This window comes from Salipiger sp. CCB-MM3 (assembly GCF_001687105.1).
Lineage (GTDB): Bacteria > Pseudomonadota > Alphaproteobacteria > Rhodobacterales > Rhodobacteraceae > Salipiger.
The window spans coordinates 25,999-47,705 of record NZ_CP014600.1 but is presented as its reverse complement, the minus strand read 5'-3'; the positions used below and the strand labels follow the sequence as shown (position 1 = coordinate 47,705).

The 21,707-nt window shown below is 67.5% G+C and carries 15 protein-coding genes; 4 read left to right on the top strand and 11 right to left on the bottom strand.

The genetic code is table 11. The features are described 5' to 3' along the window. Position 1: 1 nt before the first annotated feature. The 5 genes from AYJ57_RS24495 to AYJ57_RS24475 all read right to left on the bottom strand — a co-directional run bounded on the left by AYJ57_RS24495 (position 2) and on the right by AYJ57_RS24475 (position 6,896). The gene (locus AYJ57_RS24495; RefSeq protein WP_066112064.1) at positions 2 to 892 is read right to left on the bottom strand and encodes an NAD(P)-dependent oxidoreductase; all 891 of its coding nucleotides are present in this window, start codon (positions 890 to 892) and stop codon (positions 2 to 4) included. A gap of 35 nt (positions 893 to 927) precedes the next feature. Next, a complete protein-coding gene (locus AYJ57_RS24490; RefSeq protein WP_066112061.1) occupies positions 928 to 2,832 on the bottom strand; it encodes a thiamine pyrophosphate-dependent enzyme in 1,905 nt (634 codons plus the stop codon). Between the two features lie 15 nt (positions 2,833 to 2,847). Continuing rightward, a complete protein-coding gene (locus AYJ57_RS24485; protein ID WP_066112058.1) occupies positions 2,848 to 3,648 on the bottom strand; it encodes an IclR family transcriptional regulator in 801 nt (266 codons plus the stop codon). A gap of 275 nt (positions 3,649 to 3,923) precedes the next feature. Further along, the gene (locus tag AYJ57_RS24480; RefSeq protein WP_066112055.1) at positions 3,924 to 6,032 is read right to left on the bottom strand and encodes an FG-GAP-like repeat-containing protein; all 2,109 of its coding nucleotides are present in this window, start codon (positions 6,030 to 6,032) and stop codon (positions 3,924 to 3,926) included. 180 nt (positions 6,033 to 6,212) lie between these two features. Further along, positions 6,213 to 6,896, bottom strand: a complete 684-nt coding sequence (locus tag AYJ57_RS24475) for a hypothetical protein (protein WP_066112052.1) — start codon at positions 6,894 to 6,896, stop codon at positions 6,213 to 6,215. Positions 6,897 to 7,706: 810 nt separating this feature from the next. Here AYJ57_RS24475 and AYJ57_RS24470 point away from each other — a divergent pair. After that, positions 7,707 to 9,011, top strand: coding sequence for an AAA family ATPase (locus AYJ57_RS24470; protein ID WP_066112049.1), 1,305 nt, complete (start codon positions 7,707 to 7,709; stop codon positions 9,009 to 9,011). Next, complete coding sequence (locus AYJ57_RS24465) at positions 9,008 to 10,117, top strand: ParB N-terminal domain-containing protein (protein WP_066112045.1); 1,110 nt, start codon at positions 9,008 to 9,010, stop codon at positions 10,115 to 10,117. Before AYJ57_RS24470 ends, AYJ57_RS24465 begins: the two co-directional genes overlap by 4 nt. A gap of 791 nt (positions 10,118 to 10,908) precedes the next feature. Here AYJ57_RS24465 and AYJ57_RS24460 read toward each other — a convergent pair. Genes AYJ57_RS24460 through AYJ57_RS24440 form a run of 5 tightly spaced genes read right to left on the bottom strand, consistent with a single transcriptional unit; the run spans position 10,909 to position 16,466 of the window. Then, the gene (locus tag AYJ57_RS24460) at positions 10,909 to 12,222 is read right to left on the bottom strand and encodes a glycosyltransferase family 87 protein (protein WP_066112043.1); all 1,314 of its coding nucleotides are present in this window, start codon (positions 12,220 to 12,222) and stop codon (positions 10,909 to 10,911) included. Between the two features lie 59 nt (positions 12,223 to 12,281). After that, positions 12,282 to 13,022, bottom strand: a complete 741-nt coding sequence (locus AYJ57_RS24455) for an SDR family oxidoreductase (protein WP_066112040.1) — start codon at positions 13,020 to 13,022, stop codon at positions 12,282 to 12,284. Beyond that, positions 13,019 to 14,410: an FAD-binding oxidoreductase gene (locus AYJ57_RS24450; RefSeq protein ID WP_066112038.1), complete on the bottom strand. Its 1,392-nt coding sequence runs from the start codon at positions 14,408 to 14,410 to the stop codon at positions 13,019 to 13,021. The genes AYJ57_RS24455 and AYJ57_RS24450 overlap by 4 nt, the downstream gene beginning before the upstream one ends. After that, entirely contained in the window at positions 14,407 to 14,868 is a 462-nt protein-coding gene (locus AYJ57_RS24445) for a GtrA family protein (RefSeq protein WP_335740026.1), read from the bottom strand. The genes AYJ57_RS24450 and AYJ57_RS24445 overlap by 4 nt, the downstream gene beginning before the upstream one ends. Beyond that, positions 14,865 to 16,466 (bottom strand): UbiA family prenyltransferase, encoded by a 1,602-nt coding sequence (locus AYJ57_RS24440; protein WP_083191531.1) that lies wholly within the window; start codon positions 16,464 to 16,466, stop codon positions 14,865 to 14,867. The genes AYJ57_RS24445 and AYJ57_RS24440 overlap by 4 nt, the downstream gene beginning before the upstream one ends. A gap of 233 nt (positions 16,467 to 16,699) precedes the next feature. Between AYJ57_RS24440 and AYJ57_RS24435 the strand changes: the two genes are divergently transcribed. After that, positions 16,700 to 18,217, top strand: coding sequence for a peptide MFS transporter (locus AYJ57_RS24435; RefSeq protein WP_066112036.1), 1,518 nt, complete (start codon positions 16,700 to 16,702; stop codon positions 18,215 to 18,217). A gap of 463 nt (positions 18,218 to 18,680) precedes the next feature. Continuing rightward, entirely contained in the window at positions 18,681 to 20,360 is a 1,680-nt protein-coding gene (locus tag AYJ57_RS24430) for an alpha/beta hydrolase fold domain-containing protein (RefSeq protein ID WP_066112034.1), read from the top strand. 39 nt (positions 20,361 to 20,399) lie between these two features. Here AYJ57_RS24430 and AYJ57_RS24425 read toward each other — a convergent pair whose 3' ends face one another. Then, positions 20,400 to 21,707, bottom strand: coding sequence for a surface lipoprotein assembly modifier (locus AYJ57_RS24425; protein ID WP_066112031.1), 1,308 nt, complete (start codon positions 21,705 to 21,707; stop codon positions 20,400 to 20,402).

Here is a 21,707-nt window from a genome sequence, read left to right as displayed (position 1 = left end):
CTCAGGCACTCCGGACTTGGGTTGCGGGTTTGGCGTATTGTTCGGCCGAAAGCTCCATGCGCTCGCGCATCGCGCCTTCTAGCGCCTGACTGCCCGCCGCGGTGAAGGGCAGCGACAGATCCTTGCCGCGCGCCACCAGCAGCGCGTTGAAGAGGTCCTTGTCGAAGAAGCGGAACAGCTCTTCACTGCCGGTCAGCGGGTGGTTGTGCAGCAGCCGGTCGTAATTGCCCCAGACCTGACAGACCCAGCTGTCGGAGGTGGTGTCGGTGGCGAAATCGGCCAGCAGTTTCTCGTCGATGCCATGGGCGCGGGCGACGCGCATCGCCTCCATCGCCGCCAGCCAGTTGCCGAAGGTCATCATCTGGATGGCAACCTTGGTGGCCGCGCCAAGACCCAGCTCGCCCATATGTTCGGTGCGGCGCGAGATGGCGTCGAAGTAATCGCGATTGGCGTCGATCACCGCCTTGTCGCCCCCGGCCATGACCGCCAGATCGCCCTCGCGCGCCCGCAGATCGCCGCCGCTCACCTGCGCGTCGATCAGCTTCAGCCCGCGCGCGTCGCATTCCTTGCCAAGCGCGAGGATGGTCTCGGGCAGCACGGTGGAATGCACGATCAGCACGGTGCCGGGCTTGGCCAGCTCCAGCAGCCCGCCCGCGTCGCGGAACAGCCGGTTGAGCTGCGCGTCATTGACCACGGCGACGCCGATGGTCTCGCACTCCTCGCAAAGCTGCGCGTTGCTCTCGGCAAAGCGCGCCCCTGCGGCGAGGCATTCGGCGGCCTGATCCTTGCGCAGGTCGCGCACCAGCACGTCGAGATCGGCGCGCAGCATCGACAGCACCATCGGGGTGCCGATATTGCCGACACCGACAAAGCCTACGGTTCTCTTGCTCATCTTGTCCTCCCTTTCGAGGTCTTCGAGTTTCAGGGTCAGAGCGATTGGCGCAGCCAGCGCGACTGCACGTCCTCGACCCAGTTTCCGACGTTCCACTTGCCCCAGCTTCCCATGCCCGCGCGGGGCTCCTCTCCGCTGTAGACGGGAACATGCAGGACGCTCAGCCCGTCATGGGCCTGTCCCTGTTCCAGCGCGGTGCGCAGCGCGTCCGCGGTGCCTCCGACGCTCAGGCTCAGCACGCCAGAGACCGATCCGGCCATCTGGGCGTAATCCACGGCGACCCCGTCATTGGTGCGGAAGTCGCGTCCGTATTGGGCCAGTTGCAGGCTGCTGATCGCGGCCATGCGGCGGTTGTCAAAGATCACGATCATCCCGCGCAGCCCGTGCTCGACCCCGTCGATCAGCGCCTGCGGGTTCATCATGAACGAGCCGTCGCCGGTGAAGGCGATGACGTAATCGGGCGTATCGGCGATCGCCGAGGCGAGGATGCCGCTGGTGGCGAACCCCATGTAGCTGGCCCCGGTCTCGGTGAAGGTCTGGCCGCTGCGGCTGTCGGCGACGATCTGAAAGCCATTGGCCTGCACGTCGCCCGCATCGAAATATTTCACCGCGCCGATGGCATTGGCGAACTCCGACACGATGCCGATGGCGGCGGGCTGCGCCAGAACCGGGGCCTGCCACACCGGATCGACCTGCGGCGGCAGCGCCAGACGCTCGGCCTTGAAAGCCCCCCACTCGGCCTTGCGCGCGGCACACTCCTCCAGCCATTTTTCCTTGCCGGGATCACCGGTCCGCGCCTCCAGCGCCGCGGTCAGCCGCCGCGCCACCGCGCCCAGATCCCCCAGCAAAGAGATCGTGTCGTTGTAGTGCATGGCGTCGCCCGCATCGGCGTTGAGGTTCACCACCGCCCGCGCCCGCGGGTAGCCGATGCCCGAGCAATCCGCCTGACAGACGGCGCGCGAGCCCGCGACGATCACCAGTTCGGCGTGCTCCATGGCGAAGTTGCCGCTCAGCGAGCCCTTGGAGCCGCCGACATGCATGTTCAGCGGGTCATCGTCGGCGAGCACCCCGGTCGAGCCCGGAGACAGCACGACAGAGGCACCCGCCGCCCGCGCCAGCGCGCGGATCTCGGCGTCGAAGCCACGACAGCCGCCGCCCGCCTTCAGCACCACCCGGTCGGTGCGGGCGATCAGCTCGGCGGCGCGGGTGATCGCCCCCTCCCCTTCCGGTGCCAGCGGCTCGAAAGCGGGCCGCGCCGGGAAGCTGGCGAGGTTGAACTCGGCCACTTCGGGCTGCACGTTGATCGGCAGATGCAGATAGAACGGCCCCGCCTTCGCGGGGGCAAAGACCTTCTGCCCACCCCGGCGTAGCGCGTCGCGCAGCGCCTGCGGCCGCCACAGCATATAGCTCTCGCCCATCAGCGCGGTCATGCGCGGATAAAGCGCCTGTTCGGCCTTGGGGATCTGCTGCATATTGTAGCCCTCGCCCAGCGTCGTCTCGTCGCCGTAGACATGCCACACGCCCACGCCGTTCGAGGCGGCGGCGAGCGAGCCCGCCATGGCCTGCAGCGCGCCCGGCCCGATCGACGTCACCAGCGCCGGAACCTCGCCGTAGTGCCACGACAGCGCGGTGGCGGCATGGGCCATCTCCACCTCGTTGCGGAAGTTGTAGGTCTGGGTGACGCCGGCCTCGGTGTAGATCCGCAGCACCTCGCCCAGATCGGTCGAGCCATGGCCGAAGATCGCCAGATATTTGCGGGTGCCCTGCTTCAGCAGCCCCAGCACCAGCGCCTCGCTCAGCGACAGTTCGGCCAGTTGCGGCAATGTGCCTTCGGCCAGCGCTTCCTCGAACCCGCCGCTGGCGGCGATCGCTTCGGCGCGCGCGCGCGTTCCTTCGGCGCCGGACAGCGCCGCCGTGATCTTCACATCCTGTTTGTTCATTGTCCTGTCCGCCTCTTACGGGTCGTAGCGGGAAAGCGAGAGCGACCGGGCGGCGCTGAGCACCTCCTGCCGAACCAGCGAAAGATGCGCCTCGGTCGCGCGGTTGATCGGGGTGGAGACGCTGAGCGAGGCCATGACCTTGCCCTTCACGTCGAGCACCGGCGCACCGATGCAGACCACGTAAAGTTGGAATTCTTCGCGATCCATGGCGCAGCCGGTGGCGCGCACCTCCGCAAGCTCGGCCAGCAGTGTGTCGATGTCGGTGACCGTGTGGCTGGTAAAGGCCTTCATGCCATGCTGCGTGGTCAGCCGCCGCACCTCGGCCTCGGGCAGCCCCGAGAGCAGCGCCTTGCCGGTGGCGGTGGCATGCATCGCGGTGGATTTGCCGATCGAGCCGCTGTCGACCCGCAGCGCATGCAGCGCGTCACGCTTGACCAGCGTGATCATCTCATCGCCCTGCAGCACGGCAAGGTGCACCGCCTCTTCGGTGGTCTGGTTGAGCGCGTCCAGCACCGGGCGCGCCCGGCCCGGAAGTTCGGCCTTGATGTTGACCGCATCGGCGATCAGCACCACCTGCGAGCCCAGCATGTAGCGGCCCCGCGCGGTGCCCGGACGCACGTAGTTGCGGGCGATCAGCGTCTTGATGATGTGGTGGCAGGTCGAGGCATTGAGCCCCAGGTCCTCGCAGATCAGCGCCAGCGTGACCTCGCCGCGATGGCGGGCGATGGTCTCGAGGATCGCCAGCGCGCGGTCGACGGATTGGATCGTCTTCTCCGGCGGCGCGGCCTGATCCCTGATGCTCAGGTCATTCGACATCTGCAGTTCCTCCCTGCCCCGAAAGCTGCAGGAGGCGGGCGCGTCGCTCCAGATCTTTTTCATATCGTGGAGGCGATTTCATATTGTGAAAGATAATGTATGCGTATTCATAACCCCCCTGCCCTATCGAGACGGGCCGCTAATCCCCTCCCCGCAAAGGCTTTTCCCGCACAAAAGAAGACCGGCCGCGCGCTGCGCGACCGGTTTCCCGGGGGTGCGGTGCCCCCGTCCCCGCGTGGTCCCCAGTTCCGCGACCAGGGCCCCCGCATGCCGAGTCAGGCGACGAGAAGATCTCCAAGCTCGCCTGCATACAGTGTTGGGTAATTGCTCGAGAACGCATCGAGCCCGGTGGGCACGGCGGTGAAACTGGCCGTCCCGTCGTTGATCAGCACGAACGTGTCGGCGCTCTCCTCGGCGACGAGGATCAGGTCAATGTCGCCATCGCCGTCAAAGTCGCCCTGCGCGGTCAACTCGCCCACAAGGCTGGGATCGAGCGAGGCCACCTCGATCGACAACTCGCCCTCCTCGAGCGGGAACTCGAACAGCCGCAGCCCCGGATCGAGCCCCGCAGAGGCGTCCTCGATGCTTGCGCCGACCATCTCGAGCTTGCCGTCACCGTCATAGTCACCGATCTGCAGGAAGCCGATGCCGTTGAGCTCGCTCTCGGGGAAAGACGGGGCAACCGCCGCCGCGTCCCGCGCGCCGGTGCCGTCATTGATGTAGGTGTAGATGCCGCCGCCATCGCTAATCGCCACAAAGAGCACATCCAGATCGCCATCGCCGTCGAGGTCGGCAGGGATCTCGGTGCTGTTGCCATCGTCGCTGGCACCATAGCTCCCCACCGGATCGAAACCGCCCGCACCGTCGTTGATCATCACCAGCGTGCTGCTGAAATTCCAAGAGACGCTGAGCAGCAGGTCGAGCTTGCCGTCATCATTCATATCGGCGAGCCCGGCGAAATTGCCGCCTTGGCTGAGCTCATAAACCTCGTCCGGCACCGGCAGTTCGATCAGGTTGAACGTGTCGTCCCCGGCGTTGTCAAAGATCATGATCCTGCCCGCGATGAGCGACACCGCGGCAAAATCCACGTCGCCATCGCCGTCGATATCCCCGGCGTCGCCGGTCTGCAGGATCTGCCACAGCCGGTCGACCTCTGAAGCGGGATAGCCGTAAAGCCCCGCAACGAAGCTGGTGCTGTCGCTGGTGGTCTCGGTAAAGCCGCCGCTGCCGTCGTTTTCATAGACGGTGGTCACCACCTCAAAGACGAACTCATCCGCCGGAGAGGTGGCCTCGGGCAGCGGGAAGGGATCGACAACCGCCACGTCGAGAAAATCGAGATCGCCATCGCCATCCATGTCCACCGCGCGCAGCGTGCCATCCGGCGTGACCCCGGTGGCCAGTTCGGTGAAACCGCCGCTGCCGTCGTTCAGCGCCACATAGACCTCGCCGTCGCGCAGGTACCACAGATCGAGCGTCGCCGGAGCGCTCGGCCCGCTCGCGCCCGGCTCGACACTGGTGAACTGCAGATAATCGACGCGCAGCGGCTCGCCGCCATCGCCCTGCCCCACCAGTTCAATCGTGTCGCCCGCCTCCAGCGCCAGCCCTTCGATCACTTCTTCCACAAGGCTCGCGCGGCTGGCGATGCTGGCCCCGCCGGTGCCGTCCCAGTCAAAGCTCGCCACTTCCGCGCCATTGACCAGTACCTGCAGCCACGAGACGCCATCGGTCTCGTCGAAATAGCCGATGGTCAGATCGAAACTGCCGGTCTGCTGCACGCTGTAGCTGGCGCGCGCCTCATCGCCGCTGGTGTGCTGCAGCATTTCACGCCCCGAGGCCGCGCCGTTCGACTTGACGCTGAAGCCCGAGACGATCTGCAGGTCCTCGGCCTCGATCACAAAGCTCTCGCCAAGCGATGGGGCGGCGGCGGCAGAGATCTCCACATAATCGGTGCGCAGCGGCTCGCCGCCGTCCCGAGCGCCGCGCAGTTCGATCATATCGCCCGGTGCCAACACCAGCCCGGTCACCGTATAGTCAGCCTTGGAGGCGGCGGTGACGATGGCATCGCCGGTGGTGCTGTCCCAGTCAAAGCTCGCGACCACCGTGCCATTGACCAGCACTTCCATCATCGAAACCCCGTCGGTCTCGTCGAAATAGGCCACGGTCAGATCGTAAAGCCCTGCGACACCGTCAAAAACGCCCCCCGCCTGCGCGCTCGCGCCGGTCGCCTGCAGATAGGCATCGCCCGACGGATGCGGGTTCGAGGCGACGGCGAAACCGGCACCAATGCTCAGCGCCTCGGCTTCGGTGAGGCCAAGGCTCAGAGTGGCTGTGGGGCTGAAGTCGGGGAAGGAAAAGACGGAACTCTGCGACAGGGCAGCGGGCATAGATGTGCCTCCGAAATCTACAAAATTGAATCGGTCAAAAACGGCAGTGAAATGAATGCGACCGAAATTGGCCGAAAAATGAATGGGGACAGAGTGCGCGGAAGCCGCGGCCACGTCAACTCAGTGCCTTGTGTCGGCAGAAGTTTGCGCAGGTTCAACGCCCGGCGAGAGCGCTCAGGGTCAGGTGACCACCTGCACCTCATCCACGCCGCCATCGACGGCACGGCAGGCGCTCAGCAGGCGCGCGCCCAGATGCCCCGAGACATAGCTGGCGTGGAACCGCGAGGGCGCGACCAGCACCAGCCGCCCCCCTGCCCTCTCGCGCCGCTCCAGCGCGGCGAACCACGCGGCGTAAAGCGCCGGGTCCTCGCCATGCAGCACCGCGCGGGCCAGACCCCACTCGCTTTCATCCGCCAGATTGGGCGCGGGAATTTTTCCCTTCACCGGGAGAGGCACCACTTTCTCATCCACTGGCTCGCTGCCACTGAGCCGCTGCTCGAGATCGGGACCCACGTCGCCCCAGCGCGTGCGGCTGTCTTCGAGGATGCGCTCGATGGCGAGGGAATATTCGCTGACCCGCCCGCGCGCGCCCTGCCGCTTCACCTTCAGCCAGCCCATGGCGCGCAGCTTGGCCATCTCGCGTTTCACCGTGCGCTCGTCCACCAGCCACAGCCGGGCGATCTCGCGCTGGCCCACGGCCAGTTCGTCGCGGGCCCAATTGTAGCGCGCGGTCACCAGCGTCATCAGCCGCAGGACCAGACGCTGACGGCCCTTGTCCTGCGCCAGCGCATAGGCTCCCATGACGGTGAGCAGGTCGTATTTCATCGCGGCGGCGTTGCGCCCGGCCGCTTTCGTGGCAAGCATGTCCCTGCCCTCGTGTTTCCTGCCGCCTGTGTGCGGTGCCTCGAGTATGCGGGCTCTTTCGGCCCGTTGCGTCTTTGCCAAGGAGAGCGTGCGGTGATCGGACCGAAAACGCAACGCTCTTTCCCGAGCCTGTGCCATTTGCGTCCGGTTTCTCGATTCTGTCAAGCCGGGGTCCGTTTTGGCTCCAGACCCAAACCCATTTTCGAATGAAAATATCGGTAGTCTGGTATAGGGGGACACTCAGGGAGTCCCCTATTTCGCCAAAAATGTCCCCCAATATGTGGGGGAGACCCAGAATGTGTCCCCCATTATCCGACCCTGACTCCGGGTGAGTCGCGGGGCTGAGGCCGAATCGGACTCCCTTTGGTGCAAGGGGCCGCGGCGCTGAGGACACAGGCAAATCCACGATTTCCGCGAATGCCTTATTAAACAGTAATAGCTTTTGCCTTGAATGCAAATTCAGCGTAAATTCCTGCCCATCGGAAATTAGCGTCCAGCGGTTTCGCCGAAGCTGTCCCCGCGGGGACAACAGGCGCAACGGCGCTCTCTCCGGAGGGGCAAATCCAGACTGTCCCCGTGGGGACAGGTGCAAATCCGGGTGTCCCCACGGGGACAGACATAAGAGTGTCCCTACGGGGACGGGTCCAATTTGTCCCCACGGGGACAGGCACAAAACGTCCCCACGGGGACAGGTGCAAAACCGGGTGTCCCCGCGGGGACAGACATAAGAGTGTCCCCGCGGGGACAGCAGGCAAAGCGTCCGCAGTGGCGCGACAACATGAAAGTGTCCCCGCGGGGACAGGAGGCAGGATGTTTACACATGAAGACCTTGCGCGGCTGCAGGCGCAGTCGCTGAAGATGCAGGGATGGATCCGGCAGCAGACCTTCTCGCCCGAGATGGAAAAGACCCTGCGCCGGTTCTCCAGCTGGGAGGTGGCCGAACTGATCCTGCAGGTGAACCAATCCACCCTGCGCGGCCGCATGGCCGCCGACCCGCATCTGCCGCAGGGGCTGGTCGAAGAGGATGGCCGCCAGCGCTGGTACTCGCTCGAAGAGATCAACGAGATCCGACGCAAGCTGAAGGTCAACCGCAAGAGCCTGATGCCGCCCCGCCCCGCGAAGAAACGCGCCTTCCGCGTCGCTATCTCGAACTTCAAGGGCGGCGCGGGCAAATCCACCGTGGCGCTGCATTTCGCCCATGCCGCCGCGCTTGATGGCTACCGGGTGCTCTGCGTCGACTTCGACCCGCAGGCGACGCTCAGCCACTCTATGGGCCTGTCGGACATCACCGAGGAATACACCGTCTGGGGCATCATGGCCCGCGACCTGATCCGCGAGACCGAACGGATGAACGCCGCCACCCGCGGCGCCGAAAGCGGCTCTTCCCTGCCCGAGCGGCGGCTGCCCGAGGCGATCACCTCCATGGGGCTGCGCGACCTGCGCGCCGCCGACTTCATCAAGCCGACCTCCTGGCCGACGATCGACATCATCCCCTCCTGCGCCAATGCGGCCTTTGTCGAGTTCGCCTCGGCGCAATACCGGCACCTCAACCCCGAGTGGTCGTTCTTTGCCGCGGTCAGCCGCTACCTCGACAGCCTGCCGCCGGATGCCTACGATCTGGTGATCTTCGACTGCCCGCCCGCCATCGGGTACCAAAGCATGAACGCGGTCTTCGCTGCCGACATGCTCTATATCCCCTCGGGGCCGGGCTATTGGGAGTATGATTCCACCACCTCCTTCATCGGCCAGCTCAGCGAAGCGCTCGGCGATCTGTCGGGCTTCGAAGGCGTTGTCCCCGCGGGGACACTCACCCTGCCCAAGGCGTTCCTCGATGTGCGCTTCCTGCTGACCCGCTACGAGAGCGGCAATGATCTGCACCGCGCGATGCGGCAAGCTTTCCAGAAGGTCTGGGATGAGAGGATGACCGAACACCCGATCGAGATGACCCGCGCCGTCGAGCAATCCGGCCGCTTCCTCAGCTCGATCTATGAAATCGACTATCGCGAGATGACCCGCGAGACATGGCGCCGGGCGCGCGCCTCTTTCGACCGCGCCTATGAGGAGTTCCGCAGCCACGTGCTGACCGCGTGGGACAAGCTGGAGGATGAGGCATGAGCAAGCGACGCGGTTTCGACATCGACTTTCCCGAAACGCCCGATGGGGTCTACACCGGCGGCGGGCGCAAGACCGCGAGTGACGAGTCGGCGCGACCTTCTGTCCCCGCGGGGACACGGCGCGGCCCGATGGCGGCGGCGATCAGCGAAAACGCCGAAGCGCTGCGCGACCGCGCCGAGGCCGAGCGCGCGATCCGCGAAGAGAACGACCGGCTGGCGCATGACTATGTGCGGCTGAAGCGGGCAGGGCTGATCACCGATCTGGTGCCGATCGACGCGGTGCTGACCACCAAGCTCACCCGCGACCGCGCCGCCGGGCCGGACCCCGAGATCGAGGAACTCAAGGCCTCGATCCGCGAGGTTGGCCTGTCGAACCCGATCCGCGTCGAGCCGGTGGGCGATCACTTCGAACTGGTGCAGGGCTTCCGGCGTCTGTCGGCCTTCCGCGAGCTGTATGCGGAAACCGGCGACGAGGCTTACGCCCGCATCCCCGCCGGGCTGGTCGCCTCGGGCGAGGCGCTGGTGGGTCTCTACCGCAAGATGGTCGACGAGAACCTCGTGCGCCGCGGCATCTCCTTTGCCGAAATGGCGCAGCTGGCGCTGAGCTTCGCGCGCGATCCGGCGACCGACACCACCGACATCGAAGAGGCGATCACCCTGCTCTACGCCTCCGCCGGGCGGCAGAAGCGCAGCTACATCCGCCATTTCGCCACGCTGCTCGAAGAGCTCGGCGGCGAGCTGCGTCACCCCGAGGCGATCTCGCGACAGCTGGGTCTCGATCTGGTGAAGCGCATGGGCGACGAGCCGGGCTTCTCGGCGGGGCTGAAAACCATGCTGGCCGGGCAGGGCGAGGTCTCGTCCGATTACGAGGTGGCGCGGCTGACCGACGCGGTGAAATCCGCGCCCAAGGCGACGCCGAAGCCGAAAGGGTCCAGCGCCAATGCCGCCGCCAAAACGACGCTGCGCTGCACTGTCCCCGCGGGGACAGTCCGCTGCGCGGCGCGCGACGGCAAGGTGGAGCTGGCGATGGAGCGGGACTTCTCGAGCATCGACCGGCACCGGCTGGAGGCGGCGGTGGCGGCCTTCATGGCGGCGCTCGACGACTGACGCAGCGCGTCATTGCCAGCAGGGCATCGCCCCTGTCCCCGCGGGGACAGGGGTTTTTTTGTGCCTGCTTGGTGCCGCGCAAGACCCAGTGCGGCCCACGTCTGGCCCAGGGCTCAGCGCTCTGTCCCCGCGGGGACAGGGGCGCAAACGGGGGCTCTGCCCCCGGCCGCACAGCGGCCTCCCCCGGGATATTTTTATCTAGACGAAGCGGCGGGCGCGGGTCTGTCCCCGCGGGGACAAGGCCCAAAGAGGCGCCGCCGCATCTGGCCATTGGGCAAGTGTCCCCGCGGGGACAGCGCAGATTTGGCGCGCGCCTTGGCCGTGGCAGAGGGCTCTTTCTGGGGCGGGTGATCACGTGTCCCCGCGGGGACAGACCCCGGCAAAGGCTCTCTGAGCGCTGGCGCATCGACCGGCTTTCTCTCTGTCCCCGCGGGGACACCTCCGGCCTAGGTCCTTCCTCTTGGCAGAAATATCCCGGGGGAGTCCGCCTTCAGCGGACGGGGGCAGAGCCCCCACACTCTCTGACATGGACGTTCATTGCATGACTGTCCCCGCGGGGACACCTAGGGCCTCCGCCGCTTCGTCTAGAGGTGAATATCCCGGGGGAGGCCGCTATGCGGCCGGGGGCAGAGCCCCCATTACGCTCGATCTGGGCGCTCGGCGCGGGGCTGTCCCCGCGGGGACAGACAGGGGACGGGCTTTGGCGGCTTCGCACTGTGGCAGGCTTCAGGCCGCGGATCAGACTTCTGTCGCCGCGGGGACAGCGGGCGTCTTGCAGGTATTATGTTAAATTAATACGTACCCGCGCCCGCGGCCCGTTCGCCCTTCACGGCGTAGCAAAGCAGCAGCCCGAAGGCCCCGAGATAGCCGAGCGTGGCGATCGAGGGGAACTCCCCGCGCATCGACAGCGCCGCCATCAGGCTGTCGAACCGGCCTGGCACCGAGGCGCCGAATACCGCGAGACCGCAGGCGCTCCAGCAGCAGACCGCGAGGGCGATCTTGCCGCCAACCCCGGCGAAGCGCGCGGCGTCGGGCAGCAGCAGCGCCAGCGCCATCCCCAGCGCGCAGAGGTCGTAATCGTAGTTGTAGGGGCTCACCGCATAGCTCGACAGCAGCGCCACGCCGAGCAGCCGCCGTGGCTGCCAGCGGCGCAGCGCCAGAGCCGCCACCAGCCCGAGCGCCAACGCCGCCACGCTGGCCTGCGCGGCGAAGGCGAGATCGGCGGAGGCGCCGGAGTTGCGCAGCCCGGCGTAGACCGAACTCATGCGGAACAGCGGATAGCGCCCCTCGGCCAGATAGGTCCCGGAGTCCCGCGCGCTTTGCGCCACCACGGCCCAGATGCCGGGGCCGAAGGCCAGCGTGGCGGCGGCGACCGCGGCGAGGGTGACGGCCACCGAGACCGCAAGAACCTTCCAGCGTCCGGTCATCAGCGCGTGCAAGGCGAGGCCAACGGCGAGATGCGGCTTGATCGCCATCAGCCCCAGCGGCACGCCCGCCGATCCAGAACCGGTGCCAGAACCGGTGCCAGAGCCAGAACCGGTGCCGCGCAGCGCCAGCAGCGCGTAGCTGCCCACCAGCGCGGCGGTCATCATGCCGTTCTGCCCGGTCAGCAGCGTCACCATCAGCGCAGGCAGCACCAGCACCAGCGCGGCGTCGAAATGCACCCCGGCGAGCCGTTTCAGCACCCAGAGGAACCCGGCCAGCGACCCGGCGGCGAAGGCGAAATACGCAAGCCAGCGCGGCAGCAGGGCCAGCAGCGCGACGAAGAGGTCCATCTGCGCCGGATAGGTCCAAGGCATGAAGCCCTGATCGGGCCCGTTCACCGCGTCCTGCGCCGGTGCGAAAAGGCCGAAGTCATAGGTCTCGGCAACCCGGCCCTGCCAGACATACTCGCCGACCATGTAGAAAACGTTGAAATCGAGGAACAGAGGATCCTTGCCGAACAGCCCGCCCATATGTTGCGCCGTGGCAAAGAGCAGCATCGCAAGCAGCATCGCCATCAGCACCGCGCGGCTCATGGCACTGAGGCGGAAGAGCACCGGCTCGCCGGGGACGCGGGCACCGGGGAGGGCGGTCTCGGCGAGGGCGGGGGAGCTGTCTTGCATCGGGCGGGTCCTTGGGTCGGCGGGGTCGGGGGCGGCTTACAGCGGGCAGGGGAGGGGGGTCAGAGGCTCAGCTTCTTGAACACCCGTTCGGGGATGGCGCGGATCACCGCCATGATCACCCGCCAGATCGGGCGCACATAGATCACGTCGCGGCCTTTGCTGCAGCCGCGGAAGATCGCCTCGGCCACTTCCTCGGGGGCGGCGGTGAGCTTTTGCGGCAGATCCATGCCCTCGGTCATGCGGGTGGCGACAAAGCCCGGCAGCACGGTCAGCACCTGCACCCCGCGCCCGGCGAGGCGGTTGCGCAGCCCCGACAGAAAGGCGGTGAACCCGGCCTTGCCCGCGCCATAGACGTAATTCGTCGCCCGCCCGCGCTCGCCCGCGACCGAGCTGATGCCGACCAACGTGCCGGAGCCGCGCGCCTCGAAGCGGTTGGCGAGATGCGCGAGGATGATGGCGGGGCCTTCGAAATTGCTGCGCAGCACCGCGATGGCGGCCTCGGGCTCGGCGGCGCTGTGCTCTTGCGTGCCCATCAGCCCCACGGCGCAGACGGCGATGCCGGGCAGCTGCGGCAGCGCCTCGACAAAAGCGCCATGCCCGGCAGTGTCGAGCGCGTCGAACTCATGCAGGGTCACGCTCACCCCATGGCGCAGGGCAAGATCGGCGCGCTCGGGCTCGAGCGTGCCCGCGTGGCGTGCGGCCAGTTGCAACGGATGGCCCGCGGCGGCGAAGCGATGCGCCACCGCCAGACCGATGTCCGAGCGCGCGCCGAGGATCAGGACGGGGGGAAGAGTGGTCATAGCGAAAGCCTTTGCGAAAGGGCCGATTGCAGCGGAGCGGCCATGCCTGCGCGGGCGCGCAGCGCGGCGAGATCGGCGGCGCGCGGATCGGCGCGGTGCAGGGTCTCGGCGCTCATCCGGGCATCCTTGGCCAGATAGAAGCGCCCGCCGTGGGTGAGGGTGATGGCGTCGAGCCGGTCGAGCAGCGCCAGCGCGCGGCGGCTGGCGGGGAAATCCATCGCCAGCGTGTAGCCCTGCATCGGGAAGGAAAACGCGCCGTCCTGCGCACCAAAGCGTTTCAGCACCGCAAGGAAGGAGGCGCAGCCGGTCTCGGCGGTGGCGCGCAGCAGCGCGGCAAGCCCGGCGCGGGCGCTGGTGTCGGGCAGCACGCATTGGAACTGCACAAAGCCGCGGCGGCCATAGATGCGGTTCCAGCCGAGGATCGCGTCGAGCGGGTAGAAATAGCTTTGCCAGTCGGTGACGCCTGCGCCCGCGGCGGCGCAGCCCCGCCGGTAGTAAAGCGCGTTGAAGCCGCGCACGCTGTGGCGGTTGAGCGCGAAGCTCGGCAGATCGAAGGGCAGCTTGCGGGCGCCGCGTTTGGCACTGGCGAACGGATCGGCGGCCTGCGCGGCCTCAAGCTTGGCGCGCGGCAGATGGTGGCCCAGCGTCAGCAGCGAGCGGCCAAGCGCGCCGCCGCTGGCGAGGCAGTCGATCCATGCCACGGAATAGGGGGCGCTCTCATGCTCTTCGAAGCCGCGCAGCACCGCATCGAGGTCGGGGCAGGGCAGGGTGGTCTGGCCGATCCAGCCGCTTTCGACCGCGCGCAGCCGCAGCGCAAGGCGCAGGATCACCCCGGTGAGCCCCATGCCGCCCAGCGTCCAGTCAAACAGTTCGGCATTCTCGGTGCGGCTGCAGCGGCGGATCTCGCCATCGGGGCCCATCAGGTCGAGCCAGTCGACGCAGGTGCGGAAGCTGCCGTCCAGATGGTGGTTCTTGCCGTGCACATCCGCCGCCGCCATGCCGCCCAAGGTGACAAAGCGGGTGCCGGGGGTGACCATGGGAAACCAGCCGCGCGGCAGGAAAGCGTCGATCACATCCGACAGCAGCACCCCGGCCTCGGCCACCAGCTGGCCGCTCTGCGCATCGAAGGCGATCATGCGGTTGAGGTGCCGGGTCGACAGCGTGGTCTGCGCGCCGACCGCCGCATCGCCATAGGCGCGGCCGTTGCCGCGGGCGATGGCGCCGCCCTGTGCTTTGTCGGTGGCTGCTGTTTCGGTGGCTGTGGGATCGGTGGCTGCGGGATCTCTGGCGGAGGGGCGGGCGAGCAGGGCGCGCAATGCCTGAGCATCGCGCGGGGCCTCCAGCGCGGTGTCGCGCGGGGCAAAGCGCCCCCAACCGGTCAGTTTCACGCCGCCTGCTCCTGCCCCTCTCGCGGGGTCTCGTTGCTGTCCTCACCCGTCATTGCTACGGCAAAGACGAAGCGCCGGTCGAGACGGTATTTCACCACATAGCCCACGGTCAGCCCCAGCGCGGCGCCAAGCTCGCGCGCCGCATCGCTGTGCCAGAGCAACCAGAAGGCGGTTTCCGTGCCCCAGAACAGCGCCGTGGTGGCAAGGCCCATCAGGCTGTAGAGGGCGAATTGCCGGGGCAGGGGTGTGGTGCCGCGGTCGTGGAAGATCCAGCGCTTGTCGAGCGTGTATTTCACCGCCAGCCCGATCAGCGTGCCAAGCGCGATGGCGGGCAGCAGCAGCTGCTCGGGGTCGCCAAAGGCGAGCACCGCGCGCTGCGTGCCGAGGTTGGCCGCCATCGCCAGCAGGGCAAAGCCCGCATAGCGCAGCACCAGCGTGGGCAGGCTCAGCCGGGTCACGTCAGGGCGGTCCAGAGCGTCTCGCCAAGCGCCGCCCAGAGGCCGAAGCCGAGGATCGCCAGCGCCGAGAAATGGCTGACGCGGTCGCGGGCGGCAAAGACCACCGGATCATCATGCATCTGGCCGCGCTGGGTGAGCAGCACCATGCGCGTCACCCAATAGAGCAGCACCGCGCAAATCCCCCAGAGCGCCTGCGGCATCGAGTAGAGCGCCAGCACCGCGGGCGAGGTCACGTAAAGCGCCATCACCAGCACCGACAGATAGCCCGAGCCAAGCCCCACCATGGTGATGATCGGCAGATCGTCGGTGCTGTAGCCGCGCCCGGCGGGGGCGGTCTTGCCGCGCGCCTTGTGGTCGACCAGTTCGGCCTGCCGCTTCACCGCTGCCAGCGCGAAGAAGAAGAACAGCGAGAAGGCGGCGAGCCATGCGGAAAGCTCGATCCCCAGCGCCACGGCGCCCGCCACCATGCGCATGGTGTAAAGCCCTGCAAGCGCAAGGATATCGATCACCGCCGCGCGTTTGAGATAGAGCGAATAGGCGGTGGTCAGGGTCATATAGCCGGTCATCACAGCCAGCATCTGCGGCCCCATGGCCATGGCGATGCCCAGCCCGCCGCCGCCAAGCGCCAGCAGCATCGCCGGACCATGGGCGATCGGCAGGCGGCCCGAGGCGAAGGGCCGGGCGCGCTTGCGCGGGTGGGCGCGGTCGGAGTTGAGGTCGAGCAGGTCGTTGAGCACATAGACCGCGCTGGCGACGAGGCAGAACGACGCGAAGGCGGCCAGCGCATGGCCGAGGCTGCCGGCGGAGATCTGATGCGCCGCCAGCATCGGCAGGAAGACCAGCAGGTTCTTCAGCCATTGATGCGGGCGCAGGGCATCGAGATAGGGGCGCAGCGCAAAGCCGCGGGTGCGCATATGTTCGGTGTGCTGCGCCACACGTTCAGAGCGCCGGCGCAGCGCGGCGGGGGCGTTGACGGTTATGGCGCGGCTGGCGTGCTGCCAGATCGGCAGGTCGGCGCTGGCATCGCCCATATAGGCAAAGCGGCTGGCGCCCCAGCGCGCGGTGATGAAGGCGGCCTTGCGCGCGCCCTTGAGATTGGTCTGCCCGTCCGAGCCATGCGCCTCGTCGAACAGCCCGGTATGGGCGGCGACCGCATCGGCGATGCTCTGGTCGGCGGCGGTGACCAGCACCGCGCGGCCGCCCTCGGCGCGCCATGCCTCGATATAGGCCAGCACCGCGCGGTCATAGGGCAGATGCTCGGCCTCGAGGGCGGCGGCTTGGGCGAGGCTGTGCTTGACCGCGGCGCGGCCCTGCAGCAGCGCGCGGGCGGCGCCGAGCGCGCCGCGCCAGTCGCGGCCAAGCGCGGACCAGAAGCTTTCAAACAGCGTGTCGGTGTGCACCAAGGTGCCGTCGAGATCGACCACCAGCAGGCCGGGGCTGCTGAGGGTTTCGCGGGGAGTTTGGCGGGCGGTGTCTGTGTCCGTGATAGGCTCGGGCTGGAACTGCGGCGCCAGCGCGCCGCGCAGCGCCACGACATTGCTGCCACTCTCAAGCGGCTGCTCTGCCGCGGTGAACCCGGTAACCTGCGAACTGATCATCGTCCAACCCCTCACACTGACAGCTCACAACCAATGGGGGAAATGGGGCGAAAATTGGCCGCCTAGGGGATATTTCCGGGAAGTGTGCCAGTAAGCCTTTCTTAAGCGGTGCGGCGGAGCGGGGCGCGGTCGGCAGGCTGCCGCTCGTCATGCGCGAGAAATGGCCAAATTACTCGCCCTGCGGCATTTTGGGCGCTAGTCTCGCGCCATTGTTTCCGGTTCAGGCCTTTTCCATGTCCAGATTTGCCAGATACCCCGCCGGGCTGCCCGCGCTTTTCCTCGTCGAGATGTGGGAGCGGTTCAGCTTCTACGGCATGCGCGCCATTCTCGTGCTCTACCTTATCGACGCCGTCGAGACCGGCGGCATGGGGATGCAGACCTCCGAGGCGGTGGCGATCTACGGCATCTACTCGGCGGCGGTCTATATCCTCGCGCTGCCCGGCGGCTGGATCGCCGACCGGTTCTGGGGCGCGCGGCGGGCGATCACCGTGGGCGGGCTGGTGATCATCCTTGGGCATATCCTGCTGGCGATCTCGGGCTCCACCGCGTGGATTTTCCTGGCCGGGCTGGTCTGCATCGCGCTGGGGACGGGGCTGCTGAAGCCCAATATCTCAAGCATGGTCGGCGAGCTTTACCCCAAGGACGACGTGGGCGGGCGCGACGCCGGATTCTCGTTCTTCTACATGGGCATCAACATCGGCGCGATCCTCGGCGGCTTTGTCGCGGGCTATCTGGGCGAGGTCTGGGGCTGGCACTACGGCTTTGGCGCGGCGGCGGTGGCGATGCTGCTGGGGCTGCTGAACTTCCTGCACGCCGGGCGCGGCTCGCTGCGCGGCAAGGGCGCGCGCCCGCCGCAGAAAGACGCGGCGGAGGCGGGGCGCGACCGTCTGGTGAGCCTTGGGCTGTCGGCGGCGGTGGTGCTGATCCTTGGCGCGCTGATCGCCGCCGGGGTGCTGGACGTGCGCAGCGCCGAGGGTGTGGCGCAGGCCACCGGCGTGCTGATCGTGACGGTGGCGGTGGGGTTCTTTCTCAACATCTACATCGCGGGCGAGCTGTCGGCCGACGAGAAGAAGCGGATGATCGTGCTGGCGATCCTGTTCGTCGCCGCCGCGCTCTTCTGGTCGCGCTTTGAGCAGGCGGGCTCGTCGCTGTCGATCTTCGCCGCCGAGCTGACCCGGCGCGACCTGATGGGCTTTGAGGTGCCGGCCTCGTGGTTCCAGAACCTCAACCCGGCGTTCATCATCCTGCTGACGCCGCTCTTTGCGTGGTTCTGGACGCGGGCGCAGGACCGGGGCTGGGAAATCTCGGTCTTTGTGAAATTCGGTCTGGCGCTGGTGCTGGTGGGCCTCGGCTTCTGGCTGCTGGTGCCCGCGGCGAAAGTGGCGATGACCGGGGTGCGGGTCTCGGCGCTGTTCCTGATCGGCACCTTCTTCATCCACACCTGCGCCGAGCTGCTGCTGAGCCCGGTCGGTCTGTCGACCTTCTCGCGGCTGGCGCCAGAGCGGTTCACCAGCCAGATGATGGGCTTTTGGTTCCTCGCCGCCTCGCTGGGCAATCTGATCGCCGGGCTGTTGGCGGCGGGCATGGACACCGAGACGCCCTCGGAGCTGCCGGGGCTGTTCAACGGGCTGTTCACCGGCAGCGCGGTGGCGGGGCTGGTGCTGATCGCGCTGGCCCGCCCGCTGACCCGCTGGGCGCTGTCGGGCAACGAAACCCTCGCCGCCGCCGAAGACACCGGGCAGCACGGCTGAGGGGAGGGGGGCGCGCCGTTGCCCAAGTCGCGGGCAGCGCGGGACATTTTGGGGCAAAGACCCGCCGGTGCATTGTACGCTCGTGTCACAATCCCTTCACGCGCTCGTTGTCAGCGGCTATTTTCACTATACTTTTAGGTAGCCGCTGTGAGACTCTGGTGGCATGAGACCTTCCCGTGACCCTGCGGATCGTCCAGTGATTCAAGGGGTGAAATGAGGGCTGCGGGGGTGTGCAGGACCATCGTCGGTCCGCAGACCTTAATTTGTACAAATTCGTTCATTACCTTGATTACGCCAAGCCCCGAGCCAAGTTCGGGGAACATTAGAAAGTCACCGCAACCGCTTGTCGCTTGTTTGAAGAGGGTCCGCCCGGCGCGGCGGCAGCAGACATCGGGCCCGTGCCGGCTCGGATGGCAGAGGTTTCCCGCCTTAGCGGTCGCAGATTTTGATTGGAGAACATTTGATGGAGGACGTCAGCGTGAAAAAACGCGAGCCCGGACCGAACGGTGACAGCCGGGCGCGGCGCAACTGGAAACAGAACCCCGAGGCGGTGCGCGCCAATATCCTCAAAGTGGCGCGCGAGGCCTTTGTCGCCCACGGGCTGACCGGGGCAAAGATCGACGACATCGCGGCCCGCACCGAGACCTCGAAACGGATGATCTACTATTACTTCGGCGACAAGGAGGGGCTCTACCGCGCGGTGCTGCAGGAGGCCTATTCGCGGGTGCGCAGCGCCGAGGACGAGCTGGAACTGGCCAGCTTGCACCCGGTGGAGGCGCTGCGGCGGTTGGCGGAGTTCACCTTTGACCACCACGCCGAAGACCGCGATTTCGTCCGGCTGGTGATGGTCGAGAACATTCACGATGCGCGCCATATGCAAAGCGATGGCGATATGGCGGGGCAGAATATCTCGGCAATCCGGCTGCTGGACGAGATCTATCAGCGCGGCTGCGCCGCCGGGCTGTTTCGCCGCGGGCTGACCGCGCTGGAGTTGCATTGGCATATCTCGGCGCTGGCGGTGTTCAACGTGTCGAACCGCGCGACCTTCTCCAGCCTGTTTGGCGATGATCTCTTCACCCCCAAGGGCCAGCAACAGCTGCGCCGCCATGTGGGCGACATGATGCTGCGCTTCGTGATGAAACCGGGGCTGTCGGTCGAGGAAGCCTCGTCCAAGCCAATCTCCGAGACGCGGGTGATCCATCCCGACATCTACCGCTTCCGCGAGACATGGGACGCCACATGGGCGAGCCTTCCGACCGACGGCGATGCGGCGACGCGGCGGCTGCATTTCGAGTCGGTCTCGCGCTCGCTGCGGCTGCCCAGCCCCGATGGCGTCGAGACCGACGAGGAGCATTGGATCGACAGCGAGGCCGAGCCGGTGCGCGTGCGGCTGTTCCGCCCCGAGGGGCCCGAGCCGCTGCCGGCGCTGATCTATCTGCACGGCGGCGCATGGCGGCAGGGCAGCCCCGAGACCCATTGGAACATCACCGCCCGGCTGGCGGCGCTGTCGGGCTATCTGGTGATCTCTGCGGATTACGCGCTGGCCCCCGAGGCGCCCTATCCGGCGGCGCTGCAGCAGATCGGCGCGGTGGTCGCTTGGGCCAAGGCACAGCATGAGATGCTGGGCATCGACCCGGCCAAGCTGGCGATTGGCGGCGATGGCGCGGGCGGCAACCTCGCGGCGGTCACCGCGCTGCGCTGCCGCGATGCTGGCGTGTCGCTCTCGGCGCAATTGCTGATCTATCCGATCTGCGATTTCGACACCACGCGGCCCTCGGCGCAGGTCAACCGCGAGGGGCCGCTGTGGACGCTCGATCAGTTGATGGCGGCGCAGGAGCAATATTGCCCCGACACCAGCCTGCGCACGCATGACCCGCAGCTTGCGCCGCTTCTGGCATCGTCGCACGCTGGGCTGCCGCCCGCCTATATCGCGCTGGCCGAGCATGATCCGCTGCGCGACAGCGGTGCGGCCTATGGCGAGGCGCTGGAGGCGGCGGGGGTGCCGGTGGCGGTGGATCCGGGCAGCGGGCTGGTGCGCGACTATCTGCATGCCATCGGCTTTGGCACCGTCGCCGAGGAACGGCTGCGCGGCATGGGCGGCTGGCTGCGCTCGCAGGCGGGCAAAAGCGTCGCGGGCGAGTGACCTGCGGCGGGGCAGGGGGGATCAGCGGGGCAGCGAGGATCAGAACGCGCTGCTCAGCCCCGCCCCGATGCGCAGCTCGCGATAGCTGTAGGCGTCGATCGAACTGTTGCGCCGCGCCGCCGCGATCTCGACATAGGGGGTGAGGCGGCCAAAGACGAACGTGTCGGTCTTGTCGATGCGCAGCTCCAGCCCGTATTCGCGTTCGGAGCGGGTCTCGGAAAAGCCCGCGCCCGCCGCCACCTGCTCGAAGGCCAGCGCATAGACCGACGGTTCCAGCAAGAAGCCGCCGCTGACCTCGGTGCGCCCGCCGAAGCGCAGTTCGGCGTAGTCATAGGAAAGATCGTCGCGCCACGCCGCCTGATGCTGCAGCGAGAGACTAGCGGCGATCTGCGCCCGCCCGCCGAGCGGCTTGATCACCGTCGCGCTGGCGCTGGCGCGGGTGACGTCCTCGCCCTCGAAGCCGCCAAGCGTGACGTCCATCAGCTCGGCCTCGAGCGCGGTGGTCAGGCCCGAGGCGCTGCGCCAGCTGATCCCGGCGCCAAGCCCGAGGCGCTCCTCGGTCATCTCCCACGCGTCGTAATCGGTGCCCGCCAGCAGTTCGAGATAGGCGGTGCTGCGCGGCCAGGTGAATTGCAGACCGGCGGCCAGTTCGGCGCTGGCCTCGTCGAAGATGTCGCCCTCGGTCTCGTAAATCTCGCCCGCGCCGCGCAGATAGGCGGTGAGCGTGGCGCCGCCCATGCGCGTGGCCAGCGGCCATTGCCGCCGCGCCGCGCCGCTCAGCGCCAGCCCGGTCAGCGGCGGATCGGGGCGGTTCATTACGAAGGGCAGGGGGCCGTCGCCGAGGTCGAAATCGAATGTGTCGGTGTCATAGCTGCGTCCGGCACCGCGCGGGGCGCGCAGCCCAATGCTGTATTCGGCGCGCCAGCCGCGCTTTTCGTCGATCGCCCGCATGAAGCGCAGCACGTTGTCGCGCACCTGCGGCGGCAGATCGGGGCTGGAGAGCACGATGCGGAATTGTTCACGCGAGCGGGCATATTGCCCGGCCTCGAAGAGCGCGCGCGCCAGTTCAAGACGCACCCGCACCAGCCCCGGATCCTGCGCGAGGATGCGGCGCAGCAGCCGCACCGCCGCCTCGGGGTCGCGGGTGGTCATCGCCTGCTGAAAGCGCGCCTCGATCTGCGCGGGGGCGACTTCTGGGGAGGCTTCTGGGGTGGCGGCGGGGGCCATGTCCTGCGCCCGCGCCGTGCCAGCCCCAAGCCCGCCGCCAAGCAGCGCCAGAAGCGCGAGCGTGGCGACGCGGGGCAGGACCGTGCGGCGCGCCGCCGCACGGGGGCCTATGCGGGCCAT